The organism is Nostoc sp. 'Peltigera membranacea cyanobiont' 210A, assembly GCF_002246015.1.
In the GTDB taxonomy this organism is placed as follows: domain Bacteria; phylum Cyanobacteriota; class Cyanobacteriia; order Cyanobacteriales; family Nostocaceae; genus Nostoc.
The window spans coordinates 484,797-501,776 of sequence record NZ_NOLJ01000002.1 but is presented as its reverse complement, the minus strand read 5'-3'; the positions used below and the strand labels follow the sequence as shown (position 1 = coordinate 501,776).

Genomic DNA, 16,980 nt, shown 5'->3' with positions numbered 1-16,980 from the left:
TTCATCGCGTATTGTAGAGACGGCGATTCATCGCGTCTGTATTGTATTGTAGAGACGGCGATTCATCGCGTCTGTATTGTATTGTAAAGACGGCGATTCATCGCGTCTCTTGCTTGAGTTAGACATTTCCTAAATGCTAACGTCTACAAGGTGACACAGGATTTGGAACGGTTTTTTTAACTATGAAGCATAGACACAAAGTAGCTTTTAGCTTAACATCGCTGATCGGTCTTAATTTAATCTCTAGTTTAGTCGCATTTGATCGGGCGAACGCCACACCACCGAGAACCCCAGACAAAAGTGTAAATTGCGAAATTTTAGTTGTGGGTGGTGGACTTTCTGGTGTAGCCACAGCTTATGAAGGCTTGCTAGCAGGGCGAACAGTTTGTCTCACAGAAATTACTGACTGGCTGGGAGGACAAATTTCTGCTCAAGGGACATCTGCGTTAGATGAACGCCCAACTCAACGAGCTTTGAAATTCTATTCTCGCGGCTACCTAGAATTGCGAAACCGCATTGGGCGTAAATACGGTAAGCTTAACCCAGGTGAATGCTGGGTAAGTGAATCGTGTTTTCTTCCCCACGATGCTCACACAATTTTGACCCAGATGCTTAAAGATGCCGAAAAGCAGGGCAAAGGGAAGTTGCAATGGTTTCCCAACACAGTAATTAAGGATTTGGAAATCGCTGCTGATGGCAAAATAATTAATAGTGCGATCGCAATTCAATCTCAACCACCAAAAGGCGCACCACCTCTCAATACTTTTACGTTATCTCAAAGTATTGAAGATGCCTATCGCTACGAAAACTCATCTCGATTTACCAAAACTATTGTCCGTTTCATCCCCAAGGTAGCGAAAGAGGATGCTCCTAAATGGTATGTCGTAGACGCTAGCGAAACTGGAGAAATTATCGCCCTTGCTGATGTCCCTTACCGATTAGGCATTGATGCCCGTTCTTACCTAGAACCTTCTGCTTCCAGTGCCAATAATGACCCCTATTGCCCCCAAGGCTTTACCTACACCTTTGCAATGGAGGCCACTAAGGAACCGCAACCGCAGACAATGCCTGCATTTTATCCACAATATGCACCATATTTCAGCTATGAATTAACGCGACTAGCTAACTTTGATTTAGTTTTTAGCTATCGTCGCATTTGGAGTCCAAACAAAGGAAAACCAGCAAAATTTGGCGGTGTAAGTTTTACTGCGGCTGCACCAGGGGATATCTCCATGCAAAACTGGACTTGGGGTAACGACTACCGCCCCGGAACAGCCCAAGATAACCTAATTTACACTCGTCAACAGTTACAAGGTACTGGACAGCTAGAACCAGGGGGTTGGATGGGAGGACTGCGGACAGAAGCCCTCCGCAGCGCTGAGGAAAATGCCTTATCTTTCTATTACTGGTTGGTAGCTGGGACTACGGATTCTCAACTAGGGGATGGTGTCAAGAAGCCGCAAACTAATAACCGCTTTGTTTCCGGTTTAAATTCACCAATGGGGACAGCGCATGGTTTATCAAAATATCCCTATATGCGAGAAGGAAGGCGGATTATTGGCCGCCCCAGTTGGGGACAAACCGGAGGTTTTGGTATCTGGGAAATTGATATTTCCCGCCGAGATTATAATGACGAGTATTACTCCAAGACTCTGCCAGCAGATATGTATCGTCGTCTACGAGCAGCAGTTGCAGGTTTAGAAGCAATATCAGTAATTGACGGTAAAGTTCCACCAGACAAAGCAATGCGACGGACTCGTTCTACCGTTTTCCCCGATGCCGTGGGTATTGGTCACTACGCCATAGATTTCCATCCTTGCATGGTGAATAGTCCCCCGTCAGCCCCTGGTAACACAGAACGTCCAGGCGAAAGACGCGGTGCGGGTCAAGCTTATCCCTTCCAAATTGCTTTGAGAGCAATGATTCCCCAGAAAATTGATAATTTGCTGGTAGGTGGCAAAAGTATTGCGACTAGTCATATTGCCGCTGCTGCCTATCGGGTACACTCCTTTGAATGGTCGGCTGGCGCAGCTGCGGGCACTGTTGCTAATTTTGCACTCAAAAATGCGATCGCACCTTACCAACTAGTTGATGATTTACCTAAACAAGAGCCACAACTAGAAGCACTCAAACGGCTTTTGCAACAAAATGGCAACCCTACTGCCTTCCCAGATACATCTATTTTTAACGAAAACTGGGATAATTGGAAATAGATTGTCATTTGTCATTTGTCATTTGTCATTTGTCATTTGTACTGAGCGTAGCCGTTGGCGTGGTCACTGAGCGTAGTCGAAGTGCAGCCTCTCGTAGAGAAGTATTGGTCATATCAAGTCCGGTTAATCACTTCTGATTACCGAATCTGTGCAAAAATCCCAAAAGCCTCTTCCCCAAGCAAGAACTGCGGTCTAAATGATAAGTCTTTAACCGGACACGATATCATTGGTCATTGGTTAGGGACAAATGACAACGGACAAATGACAACAGACAACTAAACAATGAACTAAACTAATTACTTGTAGTGTAGTTTTGTAAAATTATCTTGACCAATTGTTTTATGGTTATGACACTTTCAGCAGATGTTTACGGGATGTCCACGGCACCAACTATAGCTCCTGAACGGTCTAATCAAGTTATCCGTAAGACTTATCCGAATTACAAAGTGATTGTATTAAACGATGATTTTAATACATTCCAACACGTGTCTGAATGTTTGATGAAATATATTCCGGGAATGAGTGGCGATCGCGCGTGGGATTTGACTAATCAGGTACACTATGAAGGTCAAGCGATCGTCTGGGTCGGGCCCCAAGAACCTGCGGAACTCTATCACCAGCAGCTGCGCCGAGCAGGTTTGACAATGGCACCTCTAGAAGCAGCTTAACCTTAATTATTATGGGCAAACCCTCCGTAGATCCTCTCCGCACGGCTTCACAAAAAGCTGCCAGACTGGTTTGGAATCACTCAACACACCTTTCTGGTCTTATCCCCATTTTAGAACGTCTTTGTCAGCAAGATGGCATCCAAACTGTGACGCCGGGAGTGATTGGGCGATCGAAGGGTCATTGTCCAAAAATGCAACTACGCGTCTCAGTACCCATTCGGGGCGGCTATAAAGTCATTGCACGGCAGGGGAAAACGGTACAAGAGGTCTTTATTTTAACGACTTTACCCCAAGATCAACTAGAAGCTGCATTAGCGATCGCCATGAGATGTTAATCGCATACTCCATGCCCACTTGCCCTGAGCGTTCGCGTAGCGTCTCGCAGAGAAGCCGAAGGGATGCCCAATTACTATTCCTCAACCCGATGTACTGCAAATTTGTGTAGCGGCAGACTAACAATGCAAGAAAAAGTTAAGAAATATGACAGAGCCGTAGTTATTTTCAAAGTCATGACTACAGATTCCCAGCCAGGTAAAACTATTTTTTCGATGCCAAAAGCTACACAGTAAACTAGCCAGTAACTAAAGCTCATTCTAAACAGAATTCGCTCTGTTTCTTCCATCTCATTTGTTTGCTGCTTACTATTCCACAGTAACAACAGTCCAATAATGCAAGCGACAAAGGAAACAGCAACTACAGATTCGTGACAAAATATATTTAACGAATGCATTTGTGTTTATTCCCACATTTTTTCAGTTGAAACTCAGTCTAAAGGAATATTCCTTGCAGAGATACAAATTATTTACAAACCTCAATAGATTTAAGATTGCTGAGTGAAAAATCTCACTTGCAACTCAGCACTCATAACTTCATTAACCTGCAAGACTAGTTGCCAAAATTGAAGCGTTTGCAACAATTGCTTCTCCATGTATAAGAAAGGTTTAAGTATTTCCAAGAAATCTATAAGCAAGTGCTGCAAAGACTTAATACTTTGCAACAATTGCTTCTCCATGTATAAGAAACGTTTAAGTATTTCCAAGAAATCTATAAGCAAGTGCTGGAAAGACTTAATACTTTGCAACAATTACTCCTCCATCTATAAGAAACGTTTAAATGATTGCAACATTTGTTGTAATTCACTTATGAGTTAATCTTACTTAAAAAATCAATCAAAATCTTTTAAGTAAAATTAACCGCCCTCATCCCGCAACCCTTCGCCCAAATCGGGAGAAGGGGAGCCAATTTCAAAGTCCCTCTTCCAAATTGGGCTACGGTATACACACAAGTCCCTTCTAACTCCTCCTTGCCAAGCTACGGTGTACACACAAGTCTGAAATAGCTGATTAACCAGGGTTTTACCCCACCCTAACCTCCCCGTATGTATTGGGGAGGGAACTGGATTTCTTGTTTCCCCCCTTTCTAAGGGGGGATTAAGGGGGGTAATTTGACTTGTGTACACACGCCCAATTTATAAGAGGAATTTAGGGTGAAGGCTTTTGATAAACATAATTTTGAGCCACTTTCCAATAACGCGAGAACCGTTTCAAGTCAACATAGCCGTCATAGTCAAAAAATGCTTCTACCTCTAACACTTCCACTGCTATAGAACGCTCCATTTGATTACAGATATCATCAAATCGGGGACTGGGACTATTGGCTGTGACAACTAAATTGGCATCATGTTCTTGAGCAAAAGCTAAAATTTCTTGTGCTACATTGCCACGGCGAATAACAACAGGTAACTCTAGCAAACATTCGTAGATAAAAGTCAGACGTTTAAGACTCAATTGCCATTCCTCTATCAAAGCCTCATCCCAAACCCAGATAGCTGGAGCATCAGGGTATTTTTGCAATGTGGGATTATGTGGACTGAGACAATCTCCATGTACCCAAACAATTGGTTTATTCATTTTTTACCTTTCTTTCCACGCTGCCAACTTTGGCTATTGGCTTGTTTGCTAAATTCGCCTTTGGGAAAAAGTCGCTGTTCTAATTCTTCATAACTGCCTTCAAAATCACAATGACCGTAAAGGGGACATTTCTGACAATAAATGCCTTTGGTGTAGCGTTCTAAGTTCTCACGGTTGAAAAAATACGGTTTATGACTAAAAGTGCTAGCAACCCACTGCCATGACATATTATTACTAGCAGGATCTCCATCTAAAAGATGCTCAAGAAACCACTTGGCTCCAGCTTGCCAACGAATACGCCGCCAATGGACAACATAAGCCGCTAACCACATTCGTGCGTGGTTATGTAGATAACCAGTTTCTCTCAAATCACAACTGAAACTGTCAATGCAAACTCTGCCTGTAGTTCCTTCTCTAATATCTTGCGGCAATTCGGGTGCATATTCGCCCACAGTATAACCAGTTTTGTACTCTTCCTGGTCTTTCCAGATTTCATCCCCCAACTTCATATACAACCGTTGCCAATAGTCGCGCCAGCCTAACTCGTTAATTAGTTTTGTAGCATCTTCTTGGTGTTGTACCCGTTCAAGGACATAATCTCGAATTTCTCGCAAACTCAAAACGCCATAGCGAATGTAAGGCGAAAGTCGCGTGACTGCACCTGTGAAGAAATTACGTGTTTGGGCGTAGCGAACTGGGTCGATTTTTTGCAGCGCTGTTTGTGCCGCTTTGCGTCCCCCCAGAGTTTCGCTGATGTGGTTATCGCGTTCTGCTGCACCTGGGAATTGTTCGCGCAGGTAGGCTACCAACTCATCGCGGTTGGTAAATTCGCGTTGCATATCTTTAGGCATGTGAACTTTGAAGAGTAAGAATAGATAAACAAAAATACCTGTAGGTTAAGTCATTATTATGGCGAATAAATATAAGCGATCGCTCTCAACCTTATGAGAGAACTTTTTTCATGGTAAGCAAAGATGAATCAGTGCGTAGGCATAGCCCACCGCAGGCATCGCAGTGATGCAGATTTTCAGTAAGTAAAGCTAAGATATCAGATAAATCTGTCACTGTTCGAGACATGAGCTTGTGCATCAATCCTAACTGCCAAAATACTGACAACCCTGATAATCTACTGCGCTGCCAAAGCTGTGGCTCTGAATTGCTACTAGAAGGGTGTTATCGAGTAACACGAGCTATAAGCCAAGGTGGCTTTGCTAAAACATTTGAGGTGAGTGACAGAGGAAAGCTAAAAATTTTGAAGGTTCTTACACTCAATCAAACTAAAGCAGTTTCACTTTTTCAGCAAGAAGCTGAAGTTTTGAAGCGACTAAATCATCCAGGGATTCCTAATGCTGAGGAATATTTCAAGTTTTTTCCTCAAAATAGCCAAGAGCCAGTTCACTGTTTGGTAATGGATAAAATTGAGGGAGAAAATTTACACGAATGGTTAGAAAAACGTGGTAATCGTCCCATCAGTGAAAAGCAAGCAGTCCTTTGGTTAACTCAGTTGGCTAATATTTTGCACGAAGTACATCAGCAGCAGTTTTTCCATCGGGATATTAAGCCTTCAAACATTATGCTAACTGTCGAGGGAGAATTGGTATTAATAGATTTTGGCATCGCGCGGGAAATTACTGGAACCTACGAGAAAAAACAAGCAGCAGGCCAAATCACAAAATTTGTTTCTGATGGCTATGCTCCTTTAGAGCAAATAAATGGTCATGCCGTTCCGCAATCCGATTTCTTTGCCTTGGGTCGTACTTTTGTACATTTGCTGACAGGAAAGTATCCTCTTGAACTAATGGATGACCCCTATGGAGATCCATATACTGCTGGTCTAAACTGGCGTGTTGAGACTAATCATATCTCTCCTTTGTTAGCAGATTTTATTGATCATCTGATGATGCGACCAGTAAAGGATCGCCCAGCCAATACCCAGGTAATTTTAGAAAGATTGTTAGAAATTAATGAGACTTTATATCCCGTGAAATTAACGAAATCAAAATTGCCTAAACCACTATATACAGTCAAAGCACAAATAATTTCTCTAGAATGCACTCTTGGTAGTTGGAACTATGGACACTCTGAAGCTGTCTTGACTTTAGCCATCAGTCCAGATGGGCAATTTCTGGTTAGTGGCAGCAATGATAATACAATCAAAGTATGGAATTTGAAGAGCGGTAAGGAAATTTTTACGCTTTCTGGACATTCAGGACAAGTAAATTCTGTAGCAGTTAGTCTTGATAGTCAAACTTTAGTTAGTTGTAGTTATGACAAGACAATTAAGATTTGGAATTTGAAAACTGGTGAGGAGATTAGCACCATAAAAGCGAGTTCAGGATATGTCTTGTCTGTAGCAATTTGCCCAGATAAGCAAACGCTAATCAGTGGTGGTTCTGACAAAAGAGTAAGGCAATGGAATATGAATACAGGAGAGTATATTAGAACTTTAGCCACCCATATAAACACAGTTACTTCAGTAGCAATTAGCTTAGATGGATCTACAATAGCTAGTGGTAGTTGGGATAGCACAATCAAGGTTTGGCCAAAATCAACTTTTACTGGACATTCGTCTGCTATTTACAGTGTTGCCATTAGTTTGAATAATCAAGTTTTAGTAAGTGCTAGTGCAGACAAAACAATTATTGTATGGAATCTGAATACTGGAGAACAAATTTATACTCTTAGTGGACATTTAGATGCTGTTAATTCTGTCGCAATTAGTCCAGATAGTCAGACAGTAGTAAGTGGCAGTGATGACGAAAAAATTAAAGTTTGGAATTTAAGCAATGGGCAGGAAGTTAACACTGTCAATGGCCATTTAGATGGTGTGAATGCACTTGTATTTAGCCCAGATGGTGAGATTTTAGTTAGTGGAGGTCTGGATAGTACGATTAAGATTTGGCGAATGCATTAGCCTAGAAGCAAGAAAACAGTCTGGTGTTTAAGTAAATCAGGATTATGTTGATAAATTTGTGACACTTCTGAATGAGAATGATCGCCTAAGCTATGTACAATTCTAAAACGATCGCAATCTCTCACGCATCATCATGAGCAACATTCCCCAAGCTGGACAACCAGCACCAGATTTCTCCACACCTGACCAAAATGGTAATGCAGTCACTCTCGACGACTTCAGCAGTCAGTGGGTTGTCCTCTACTTCTACCCCAAAGATGATACACCGGGCTGTACCACCGAAGCGAAAGATTTCAGCGAGTTGTATCAAGACTTCAGCGCACTGGGAGCAAAAATCTTAGGCGTAAGTCCAGATTTGGGTAAGTCCCATTGTAAATTTATCAGCAAACATAACTTGTCAATCACCCTTTTAAGTGACCCAGAACATATTTTGACAGAAGTCTACGGTGCTTGGCGCTTAAAAAAATTTATGGGCAAAGAATATATGGGTGTTGTTCGCTCAACCTTTCTAATTTCACCTGATAAAATTATTGTCTATACTTGGCCTAATGTGAAAACCAAAGGTCACGCTCAAGCAGTTTTAACTAAATTACGAGAATTAGCAGCCACCTAACGCAACTGAATGCAGGTATAGTTACAGCAATGCTACGTAATATTGCTCTAGAAACTGCCAGCGTGATGATTAAAGTAAATAATTAGACTTTTTGCAATTTGAAATAAACATGGTTCAAGTCATCCAAGCCCAAAATTTCACTCTTGCGTACTTAAAAAAAATTTGCTCTATACAAATCTGAAGATGAGCAATTTTTTACAGAGTGGTTTGACTACATCCCTGAAATTTCCGAATTAGAAAAGCAATATTTAGACAGAGTTAAAAATAACTATCTTAACGTCCTTGAAAATGCTCCTCTTTTATAAGAAGCAGTAAAATTGGTAGTATTATCTCCGTTGCTAGATTTAGCTGGTTTTTATCGTCCTCCTTTTTATATTGCGACGGAAGAAAGTGTATAAATTAGCGAACAAGCTATTATTGATAATGAATCAAACACCGAAGAGACTAAAGAAGTTATTAAAGGTAAAATTGATGTCTTAGTTCTCCAAGATCAGCTATGGTTACTGATAATTGAATCTAAAAGGTATAGTTTTTCCTTGGCAAAGGCGATTCCTCAAGCACTAACTTATATGCTGGCAAATCCTCAGCCTGAGCATCCTGCATATTCCTTGGTAATGAATGGAGAAGATTTCCAATTTATTAAGTTGATAAAACAAGATAAACTAATGTATGCTTTGTTTGATAGATTCACTTTATATAGACATGAGAATGAATTATATAAAGTTTTAAATATATTAAAAAAAATAGGTCAAGTTTTAAATTAATTATCTTTGCTATTTATATCTACTCGTATGTCAAATTTAAATTGATAGGTAAGCAAGTTTTTAGTAAAAACTAAAGTCGTTATTTCTAAGCACTAAAGTGCTTACTACAAACTCTCAAAACTATCTTTAAGCATTAGGTTAATACTGTAATAGTGTCATAATAGTTATATTGCATCTTTGAAATGAATTATGGTTCAATTTATCCAAGCACAAAATGTCGGGCTTGCCTATTTGGAAGAAAGATTTAGCCTACAGCTAGCCGAAGATGAGGTATTCTTCACAGAATGGTTTGAAAATTTACCGGAAATTACAGATTTAGAAAAGCCAGATTTAGATAGAATAAAATTTCATTTTCTCCGTTTAGTCAAGCGTCCTCCTTTGTCAGAAGAAACGGTTAAATTAGTAGTTTTATCTCCTTTACTCAATTTAGCTGGATTTTATGATGAGCCTTTTTATATGAGAGGCGAGGAATCAATAGAAATTTCTGCGGAAGATGAAGGAGAAATCATTAGAGGTAGAATTGATATTTTAGTTATTCAAGAACAATTCTGGTTGTTAGTAATTGAATCTAAAAGGTCTAGCTTTTCTCTTTTAGAAGCCGTACCTCAAGCACTTGTTTATATGCTTGCTAATCCTAGTCAAGACAAACCTATTTTTGGATTAGTAACAAATGGTAGTGATTTTATTTTCCTGAAACTTACCAAAGAGAATCACCCAAGGTATGCTATATCTGACCAATTTACACTTTTGAAACGAAAAAGTGAACTGTATCAAGTTCTAAGCGTATTAAAAAATTTGAGTCAAAGTTTGAGTTAATAATTATGTCGATTTGTCCTATATACCTTGATTGCCACGCTACTACACCCGTAGATGAACGGGTACTGGCAGCAATGATCCCCTACTTCACAGAAAAATTTGGCAACCCAGCAAGTATTAGTCATGTTTATGGTTGGGAAGCAGAAGCCGCTATTAAGCAAACGCGAGAAATTTTAGCCACAGCAATCAACGCCACACCAGAAGAAATTGTGTTTACGAGTGGTGCAACAGAAGCAAATAATTTAGCTATTAAAGGTGTTGCCGAAGCTTATTTTAAAAAAGGTCAGCATATTATTACTGTTGCCACTGAACATAATGCAGTGATTGATCCTTGTAATTATTTAAAAAGCCTCGGTTTTGAAATTACTATTCTCCCTGTCCAAAAAGATGGATTGATTGATTTAACTGAGTTAAAAAAAGCTTTCCGTCCTGAGACAATCTTAGTATCGGTGATGGCTGCAAATAACGAAATTGGCGTGTTACAGCCTTTGGCAGAAATTGGAGAAATGTGCCATGAACACCAAATCATTTTCCATACAGATGCCGCCCAAGCTATTGGTAAAATTCCTTTAGATGTGCAAGCGATGAAAATTGACTTGATGTCGCTAACAGCACATAAGGTATATGGGCCCAAAGGCATTGGAGCGCTATACGTCCGCAGACGCGATCCTAGAGTGCAACTGGCTCCCCAGCAGCACGGCGGCGGACATGAGCGGGGAATGCGTTCTGGTACATTGTATACACCGCAAATTGTCGGCTTTGGGAAAGCTGTAGAAATCGCTTTGGCTGAACAAGCAACAGAAACCCAACGCCTCACCCAATTAAGACAAAGATTATGGGAACAGCTATTGCAAGTTGAAGGAATTCATCTCAACGGACATCCTCAACAGCGATTGGCGGGAAACTTGAGTATTAGTGTTGAGGGAGTGGATGGAGCCGCACTTTTGCTAGGATTGCAGCCAGTAATGGCAGTTTCTTCTGGTTCTGCTTGCTCGTCGGCACATACTGCACCTTCCTATGTTCTCACAGCATTGGGACACCCCCAACAGCTGGCTTATGCCTCAATCAGGTTTGGCATTGGCAGGTTTAATACAGAAGAGGAGATTGATATTGTGGCAAAACACGCGATCGCTACCATTCAAAGTTTACAAAATAAACGGTAAGCACCCTGAAATCTTTTTGGATTAGCTAACTGATATTTAGTTCAGTAGCAATCAGCTCAAAAATTAGGAAGTGGATGAGCGTAGCAACAAAGTGAAAGAACCTTTTTTGCTAGTATAAAAAGATGGCGTTACTGAATTTGAATAAGAAATTAATATGTAAGTCTGTACAGGCGGACTTCATTTGTATAAAGCAGACTTTTAAACTCACAACAATTCATCAAAGTCGTATTCACCCTTATTGTGTCTTAAGCCGAAGTTTAGCTTACTATCATTGCGGGGATTGTAAGAAGTATTAGGTAGACTAATAGCGCCTAATATTTTTAATATGTAAATTTCACGTTCACCAAGCCCTATCACTCCTGTAAAATCTGCACAACGCCAAGACCTTAAAAAGCTTGTAGCTTCATCAACAGGTAAATTTAGACCAGTTTTTAGTTCAAGATAAACATCTTCACCTTCAACAGTAAGAATTTTAAGAACTTCTTGATGAACTTCCTCATTTAAAATGTACACTGATTTAATTCTATAGTTCCATTTTAATAATCTATTTTCTCCATAAGCAACAACTATTTCATTCTGTTTAACTTTAAAAGGTAAATTTGGTCTATCTGAATGATTAACCCCATGAGGGTAATAAAAAAAGATAGCTGGTGTATCAGGATTCCGAGTAGTTAATAATGAGGGTGTTTTATTTAAAGGTATTTTTGAAATCCAACCGATTAAAAGGTCTCCTAGTCTCAAATTGTTTAAGTTACTATTTCGTAGGGTAGCGTCTAACATTATAGATTGACTATCAAATCTAGCATTACTTAAATCAGTATTATCTAAATTGCATTCTGTGAGATCAGCTTCAGAAAAGTTTGCATACCTTAAATTCGCACCAGCTAGATTTTTTCCTCTCAGACTAATAGGATCATATTGCACTAAAAGGCTGGCAACATTACCACCAACTATACCTACTTCTTGTGAAGTTTTACCACAGGTTTCTGTAATTATAGTCAATAATCTAGCCTTGACCTTTTCGTTGTCTGAAGAAATCATATTTCCTATCAATTCAAAGATAGCATTATTCCGTCTTATATTTACTAGCTTGTCGTGATTATTACTAAAAAAGTCTGTATTTAGTGTTTCTTTACCCACAGTTTCTGCTAGCAATTCTATTTCTTCAGGAATAAACTCTTGCAGACATAAAATAGGTTTAATATTGCCATTTTCATCACATTCCCGATTAAAATAAGATGACCAAGTATAGTCAGATGAAACACTCTCATTTAAGTGAGATTGTGCTTTAGCTAAGTCGGCAAAGTCAGGAGCTATAACTCCTAATTCAGCAGCAAATTTGTAGGCGACAAAAAACTCTAACAGGGAGCGATGCGCTGGTGAATAGTCACCATCTGCATTACGGATGAGCATAGTCTGACCCATCATGTCAAAATGCCAGTGGTCTAGATATTTTTCCTCCTGCACGGCATGGCCAAAAAGACGGCGTATCCGATCAGGGAAAAGTCGGTAGTTAAGACTCATCTGATCAGTTGACAGCATCTCCCACGACAACTCACATAGAAAATAGAGTTTATCAGCTAATGAGGTAAAAGTACGCTCTGCCTTTATATCTCGCTCCATCTTGTTGCGTACAGCATAGAGATAAATACGTGACATATCTACTGGATTTCCTGCTTCAATATCAGGTAGAGCTTCCAGAATTAGTTCAGTCATCACTGGGCGACGGGCTAAGTCTAAAAGTTGGGGGTTTTCCATTATCTGTTCAACAGTGGAAACTCCCGCTCGAAATGATAGCACCTGACGAATTTGGTCATCGTTGAATTTCTCTAGTTCTAGCACCTCAAATTGTGGAGGTTCACCAGTGAGAGCAGAAGTAGAAGCTTCTAATTCTGCATTTAATAAAGCTCGACCATCTTTAGCTTCTGGAAAGTGTTCTGTTCGGCAGGTAAGAATTGCTTTAGAACCAGGTACAACAACCCTAGCTAACTCCCAGAAGTTATTAATCATCTTTTGGTTATCTACCCGATCTGCCATCTCATCAAATCCATCAAATATGAGTAGTAATTTCCCCATCCGGTTGAGTTGCTCAAATACAGAGTAACCAAGAATAGGAATTTCATACTTGCGAAAAAAGAACTCTGAAAACAAAGACTCAACACTGACTGCTTTAGCATAGTCGCGTAAAGGAATAACCAATGGAATCCGAGGTCGTTCACTTTTGCGTTCTTTGGCATCACGATAGCGTTGTAGAGCAGTCCAAGCATAGTGCAAAGTCAGCCAAGTTTTACCAGTGCCAAACTCACCTATAGGAATCCTATTTGATTTTTGAAAAAGACTACGAGATAATACGGATGAGTTGACAAGTGTAAGAGCAGACAATGATAAACCAGCATCTACAATCGGCAATACTACCTGGAGGAGTGGCAACTGCGATGCCTGCGGCGGGCGTAGCCATCGCTGAGTTACAAGATTTCATAGCAGCTTGTCGTGATGCCCGTGAAGCAAGAAAAGCTTTGGCAGTTAAATTGATTTACCAAGATTACTTGTACGAAGAAATCCAAGCTATTCTAGATGTGTCTTTAGGCTCGATAACAGGCTGGAAACAAGCCTATGAGCAGGATGGAATTAATGGACTGTGCTTGAACTACACTCGTGAGAAAAAGCTACCTGAGTGCTGAACAGCGAGAAGAAGTGTTGAGTTGGCTGCAAACCAAGAACTGCTGGGAACTGGGTGAACTGGAGTACAAATTAGCTTTTGAGTACGACGTAGTTTATGATTCAAAACAAAGTTACTACGACTTATTTGATGCCGCTGACATCAGTTGGAAGAAAACCACAAAGCTGAATCCCAAAGCCGACGAGAATGCTGTTGCAGCAAAAAAAAAGAGATTGAGACATTGCTGGCACATCACAAGCGTGGAAATCGAAACAGGAAAGTTGAGAGTACTGCTAATTGATGAATGCCATTTAATGTGGGGAGAAATAAGATGGTTACGTATGGGGAAAAAGTGACCAAGAAATATCAGTCCCAGTTGTTAATGAACGAGATAAGCAGACATACTATGGGGCAATTGACTATCTGCAAGGAAAATTAGTTCTCAAAGCTTATGATGCGGGAAATTCAAAAAATACTATTGATTACCTACAATATCTGCTAGCTGACTCTCCCGATCAGCAATTACTAATTTTTTGGGATGGCGCTAGTTACCACCGTTCTAAAGAAGTTCGAGGTTTTTTGGACGAGGTAAATCTTGGGTTGTCATCTGAACAATGGAAAATACATTGCGAACGCTAAAGCTCCCAATTGCCCAGTACAAAATCCTATTGAGGATATTTGGTTGCAGGCTAAAACATGGGTTCGACGTTTTTGTGCTTTGGTTCCTTCATTCTCTCATTTAAAGTGGATGTTTGAGTGGTTTATCCGACACACTACCTTTGATTTCGCTACTCTCCAGATGTACGGAGTTTTTTCAAAAATCAAATAGGAGTCCTATAGTATTGAGATATGCTCTTTAGCCCGATCATTTAGCCAATGATCAATGTAGCCTTCAATCCAACCATCATCTACGTTGTATCGACTAACCCCTAGTTTTTCTTGAGTAACAGGATCATATTCTTCTTTAATACAAGCAAGAGGAACATACATTCTGTCAATCCCCTTACGCTTAACCTCAGCTTCTAGCCAGTCTAGGTATTTGCTAAAGTCAGCCTGTTCATCTAGTAGTTCGTCAAAGGTATAGCAGAAGATATCTTGATTTTCTTCCTTTTTCACTTCATTGCGAGCTGCTGGACTAATCTTCCGAGCAGAGACAAGCCAAGCTTCTTTCGTCTTATGCTCATCTACAGCTTTTCGTAAAGATTGAACATCACTTAGTCCTCCTTCACGCTCAACACCACGTACAAAGATGCGGTCATATCCTCGCCGTGCTGGAATATTAATGATCCACTCAAAAAATTTCTCTTCTTCTACTTTATAGCTATCAAACTTGTATCCTATAGTTTCAAACCACCCCCTCATTTGCTCTGCTAATATAAATATCCCAATTTTTTCATTCTTTGACTCATCTGCGGGCTGAAGTTTTTGATAAGTTTGTGACTGTATAGCTAACTCAAGTAGAATTTCCTTTGGTTCTTTTAGCTTAGATAACTGCTCTTGAAGAACTGATAAATTTTGATTTATAGCGTCAAGCTTTCGATCTCTTAAAACTTCTGATGGTTTGCGTGTGCTGTTGGCAACCTCAATAAAAGCCATAGCAAAAGCAGCATATTCTGGAAACGGGTCAATACCAAGTTTTTTGATTTCATCACCCAAGGCATACCCATCTATAAAATCTTGACCTTTTTTGATGAATATTAAAGGGTCATTCTGTTCAAATGCTTCACGGAAAGCTTGCTTAATTTCTTCTTGCCGAAATAATTCTAGAATTTCATGTGGTTTTCCAACCCCGTACTGTACAAGAGTATAGACATATACACCAGAGAAATCAGCAGGTGGATACTCATACTTAAGGTTCAGTTTCTTTAATAATTTAATTACAGCCTCTTTACGCTCGAACTTGTTTTTTATAGGAGTAGCCGCCATACTAGCAATTGCTGTGATTGCTTTCGATAATAGGTCTACAGTCATAAATCTTATCTAGATACAGATGATTAAGGTGAACCAATATTGGTAGCTAATATGCTACAGAATTATAGACTTTCAGGGTCTTTCCGATATAGGAATTGGACAATATATAGAAGCTATATTGCAGTAAAAATATATACTAACAAAGTGTTGTGAACTTTGTTCATAGGTTTGAGTAGGCTAATCGCCTGACTTTTTGCTCTACAATCTCTGCAACCTTTCCTCCATCCCGGCGTTGCCCTGTAAGCCGCCTGTGTGTACTAGCAACAAGCGATCGCCTTTACAAAAAAATCCCTGCTGTAGTAAATCCATCACTCCGTAAAACATTTTGGCGGTATATACGTAATCGAGGGGTACGCCATGTTCCTGTGTGAACTGCTGACTGAACAGTAGTAACTCATCGTTCACCTTTGCATAGCCGCCGAAGTGGTAATCACATACCAATTCCCAAGAAGCCGGAGAACTATATAATGTGGGTAAACCAGAGGCGAGGTAATTTGTCAACAAACTTTCGATTTCTTGTGCGAGGAATGCGCCATTTTTCAATACGGGAAAAGCGATCGCTCTTTGTCCTTTATGCAATGAAAGCGCAATACCTGCTAGTGTGGTAGCTGTACCGCAGGCTACGCAGATATGATCGAATGCGATCATTGCATCACTAACTATTTCTATACAGCCGCGCACACCATTTAAATTACTCCCACCTTCGGGAATGATAAACACCTCGCCAAAACGTTGTCGCAGATATTCCTCTAACGCTGGTGTGTTGCGCTGTCGATACATTTCACGGTTCAGATACACAAGCTGCATACCCCGTTGTACAGCAAAACTTAGTGTCGGGTTTAATGGTAGCCTCTCCTCTCCACGAATTACGCCGATGGTGCGAAAACCAAAAAGATTACCAGCCGCCGCAGTTGCATAGATGTGATTGGAATAAGCACCGCCAAAGGTTAGCAGCGTTGTGAAATTTTTCTCCTTGGCCTCCAAAAGATTGTATTTCAGCTTAAACCACTTATTGCCGTTAACCCACGGGTGCATGAGATCCAGGCGCAGGACATATAGTTCAACACCAGCGTGACGGGCGATTTCGCTGTTGATTTGTTGTACAGGAGGAGTAATAAAGGTTAACGACATCTGTCAAGATTCTAACTTAGAATTTGCATTTTCTCACGTTCATTATCGAATATAAAAGTAATGATAAACATTGAGTAATTCAATGGTAAGTCAATCAAGATGATGAATAAATCTTTCTAATGATTAGCTTTAGAAATTGACATTTTACTAATTGAGAA

General features: G+C 40.2%; 15 protein-coding genes and 2 pseudogenes. 10 read left to right on the top strand and 7 right to left on the bottom strand.

All coding sequences use genetic code 11. The features are described 5' to 3' along the window. Nucleotides 1-182 precede the first annotated feature (182 nt). The 4 genes from CDG76_RS07070 to CDG76_RS07060 all read left to right on the top strand — a co-directional run bounded on the left by CDG76_RS07070 (nucleotide 183) and on the right by CDG76_RS07060 (nucleotide 3,216). Nucleotides 183-2,213, top strand: a complete 2,031-nt coding sequence (locus tag CDG76_RS07070; RefSeq protein WP_094348338.1) for an FAD-dependent oxidoreductase — start codon at nucleotides 183-185, stop codon at nucleotides 2,211-2,213. Nucleotides 2,214-2,267: 54 nt separating this feature from the next. Then, entirely contained in the window at nucleotides 2,268-2,492 is a 225-nt protein-coding gene (locus CDG76_RS35910) for a hypothetical protein (RefSeq protein ID WP_143854038.1), read from the top strand. A 62-nt stretch (nucleotides 2,493-2,554) separates the two neighbouring features. Further along, nucleotides 2,555-2,881: an ATP-dependent Clp protease adapter ClpS gene (gene clpS / locus CDG76_RS07065; RefSeq protein WP_094348337.1), complete on the top strand. Its 327-nt coding sequence runs from the start codon at nucleotides 2,555-2,557 to the stop codon at nucleotides 2,879-2,881. A gap of 11 nt (nucleotides 2,882-2,892) precedes the next feature. Next, a complete protein-coding gene (locus tag CDG76_RS07060; RefSeq protein ID WP_094348336.1) occupies nucleotides 2,893-3,216 on the top strand; it encodes a DUF2103 domain-containing protein in 324 nt (107 codons plus the stop codon). A gap of 74 nt (nucleotides 3,217-3,290) precedes the next feature. Here the strand turns inward: CDG76_RS07060 and CDG76_RS07055 are convergent, their stop codons facing one another. From CDG76_RS07055 to CDG76_RS39000, 4 genes are all read right to left on the bottom strand, one after another. Continuing rightward, a complete protein-coding gene (locus tag CDG76_RS07055; protein ID WP_094348335.1) occupies nucleotides 3,291-3,611 on the bottom strand; it encodes a hypothetical protein in 321 nt (106 codons plus the stop codon). Between the two features lie 751 nt (nucleotides 3,612-4,362). Further along, nucleotides 4,363-4,791, bottom strand: a complete 429-nt coding sequence (locus CDG76_RS07045; RefSeq protein WP_094348333.1) for a hypothetical protein — start codon at nucleotides 4,789-4,791, stop codon at nucleotides 4,363-4,365. Further along, nucleotides 4,788-5,642, bottom strand: a complete 855-nt coding sequence (locus tag CDG76_RS07040; protein WP_094348332.1) for an FAD-binding domain-containing protein — start codon at nucleotides 5,640-5,642, stop codon at nucleotides 4,788-4,790. Before CDG76_RS07040 ends, CDG76_RS07045 begins: the two co-directional genes overlap by 4 nt. A 91-nt stretch (nucleotides 5,643-5,733) precedes the next feature. Continuing rightward, nucleotides 5,734-5,868, bottom strand: coding sequence for a hypothetical protein (locus tag CDG76_RS39000; RefSeq protein WP_262984311.1), 135 nt, complete (start codon nucleotides 5,866-5,868; stop codon nucleotides 5,734-5,736). Here CDG76_RS39000 and CDG76_RS07035 point away from each other — a divergent pair. The 5 genes from CDG76_RS07035 to CDG76_RS07015 all read left to right on the top strand — a co-directional run bounded on the left by CDG76_RS07035 (nucleotide 5,867) and on the right by CDG76_RS07015 (nucleotide 11,061). Further along, nucleotides 5,867-7,705, top strand: coding sequence for a serine/threonine-protein kinase (locus CDG76_RS07035; protein ID WP_094348331.1), 1,839 nt, complete (start codon nucleotides 5,867-5,869; stop codon nucleotides 7,703-7,705). The genes CDG76_RS39000 and CDG76_RS07035 overlap by 2 nt on opposite strands. Before the next feature lie 133 nt (nucleotides 7,706-7,838). Beyond that, nucleotides 7,839-8,318 (top strand): thioredoxin-dependent thiol peroxidase, encoded by a 480-nt coding sequence (gene bcp / locus CDG76_RS07030; RefSeq protein ID WP_094348330.1) that lies wholly within the window; start codon nucleotides 7,839-7,841, stop codon nucleotides 8,316-8,318. A 398-nt stretch (nucleotides 8,319-8,716) separates the two neighbouring features. Further along, entirely contained in the window at nucleotides 8,717-9,082 is a 366-nt protein-coding gene (locus CDG76_RS39505; RefSeq protein WP_333783389.1) for a type I restriction endonuclease, read from the top strand. 189 nt (nucleotides 9,083-9,271) lie between these two features. Further along, nucleotides 9,272-9,898, top strand: coding sequence for a restriction endonuclease subunit R (locus tag CDG76_RS07020; protein WP_094348329.1), 627 nt, complete (start codon nucleotides 9,272-9,274; stop codon nucleotides 9,896-9,898). A 5-nt stretch (nucleotides 9,899-9,903) separates the two neighbouring features. After that, nucleotides 9,904-11,061, top strand: coding sequence for an IscS subfamily cysteine desulfurase (locus CDG76_RS07015; protein ID WP_094348328.1), 1,158 nt, complete (start codon nucleotides 9,904-9,906; stop codon nucleotides 11,059-11,061). 795 nt (nucleotides 11,062-11,856) lie between these two features. Here the strand turns inward: CDG76_RS07015 and CDG76_RS07010 are convergent. Further along, a pseudogene (locus CDG76_RS07010) lies at nucleotides 11,857-13,371 on the bottom strand (pentapeptide repeat-containing protein); the annotation flags it as partial. 71 nt (nucleotides 13,372-13,442) lie between these two features. On the opposite strand from CDG76_RS07010, the pseudogene CDG76_RS07005 reads away from it, so the two are divergent. Next, nucleotides 13,443-14,549, top strand: a pseudogene (locus tag CDG76_RS07005) (IS630 family transposase). 5 nt (nucleotides 14,550-14,554) lie between these two features. On the opposite strand, the gene CDG76_RS07000 reads toward CDG76_RS07005, so the two are convergent. Together CDG76_RS07000 and CDG76_RS06995 are read right to left on the bottom strand one after the other, a co-directional pair. Further along, nucleotides 14,555-15,691 (bottom strand): hypothetical protein, encoded by a 1,137-nt coding sequence (locus tag CDG76_RS07000; RefSeq protein ID WP_094348326.1) that lies wholly within the window; start codon nucleotides 15,689-15,691, stop codon nucleotides 14,555-14,557. 198 nt (nucleotides 15,692-15,889) lie between these two features. After that, on the bottom strand, nucleotides 15,890-16,822 hold the full coding sequence (locus CDG76_RS06995) for a 1-aminocyclopropane-1-carboxylate deaminase/D-cysteine desulfhydrase (RefSeq protein ID WP_094348325.1): 933 nt from the start codon (nucleotides 16,820-16,822) through the stop codon (nucleotides 15,890-15,892). Nucleotides 16,823-16,980: the final 158 nt, after the last annotated feature.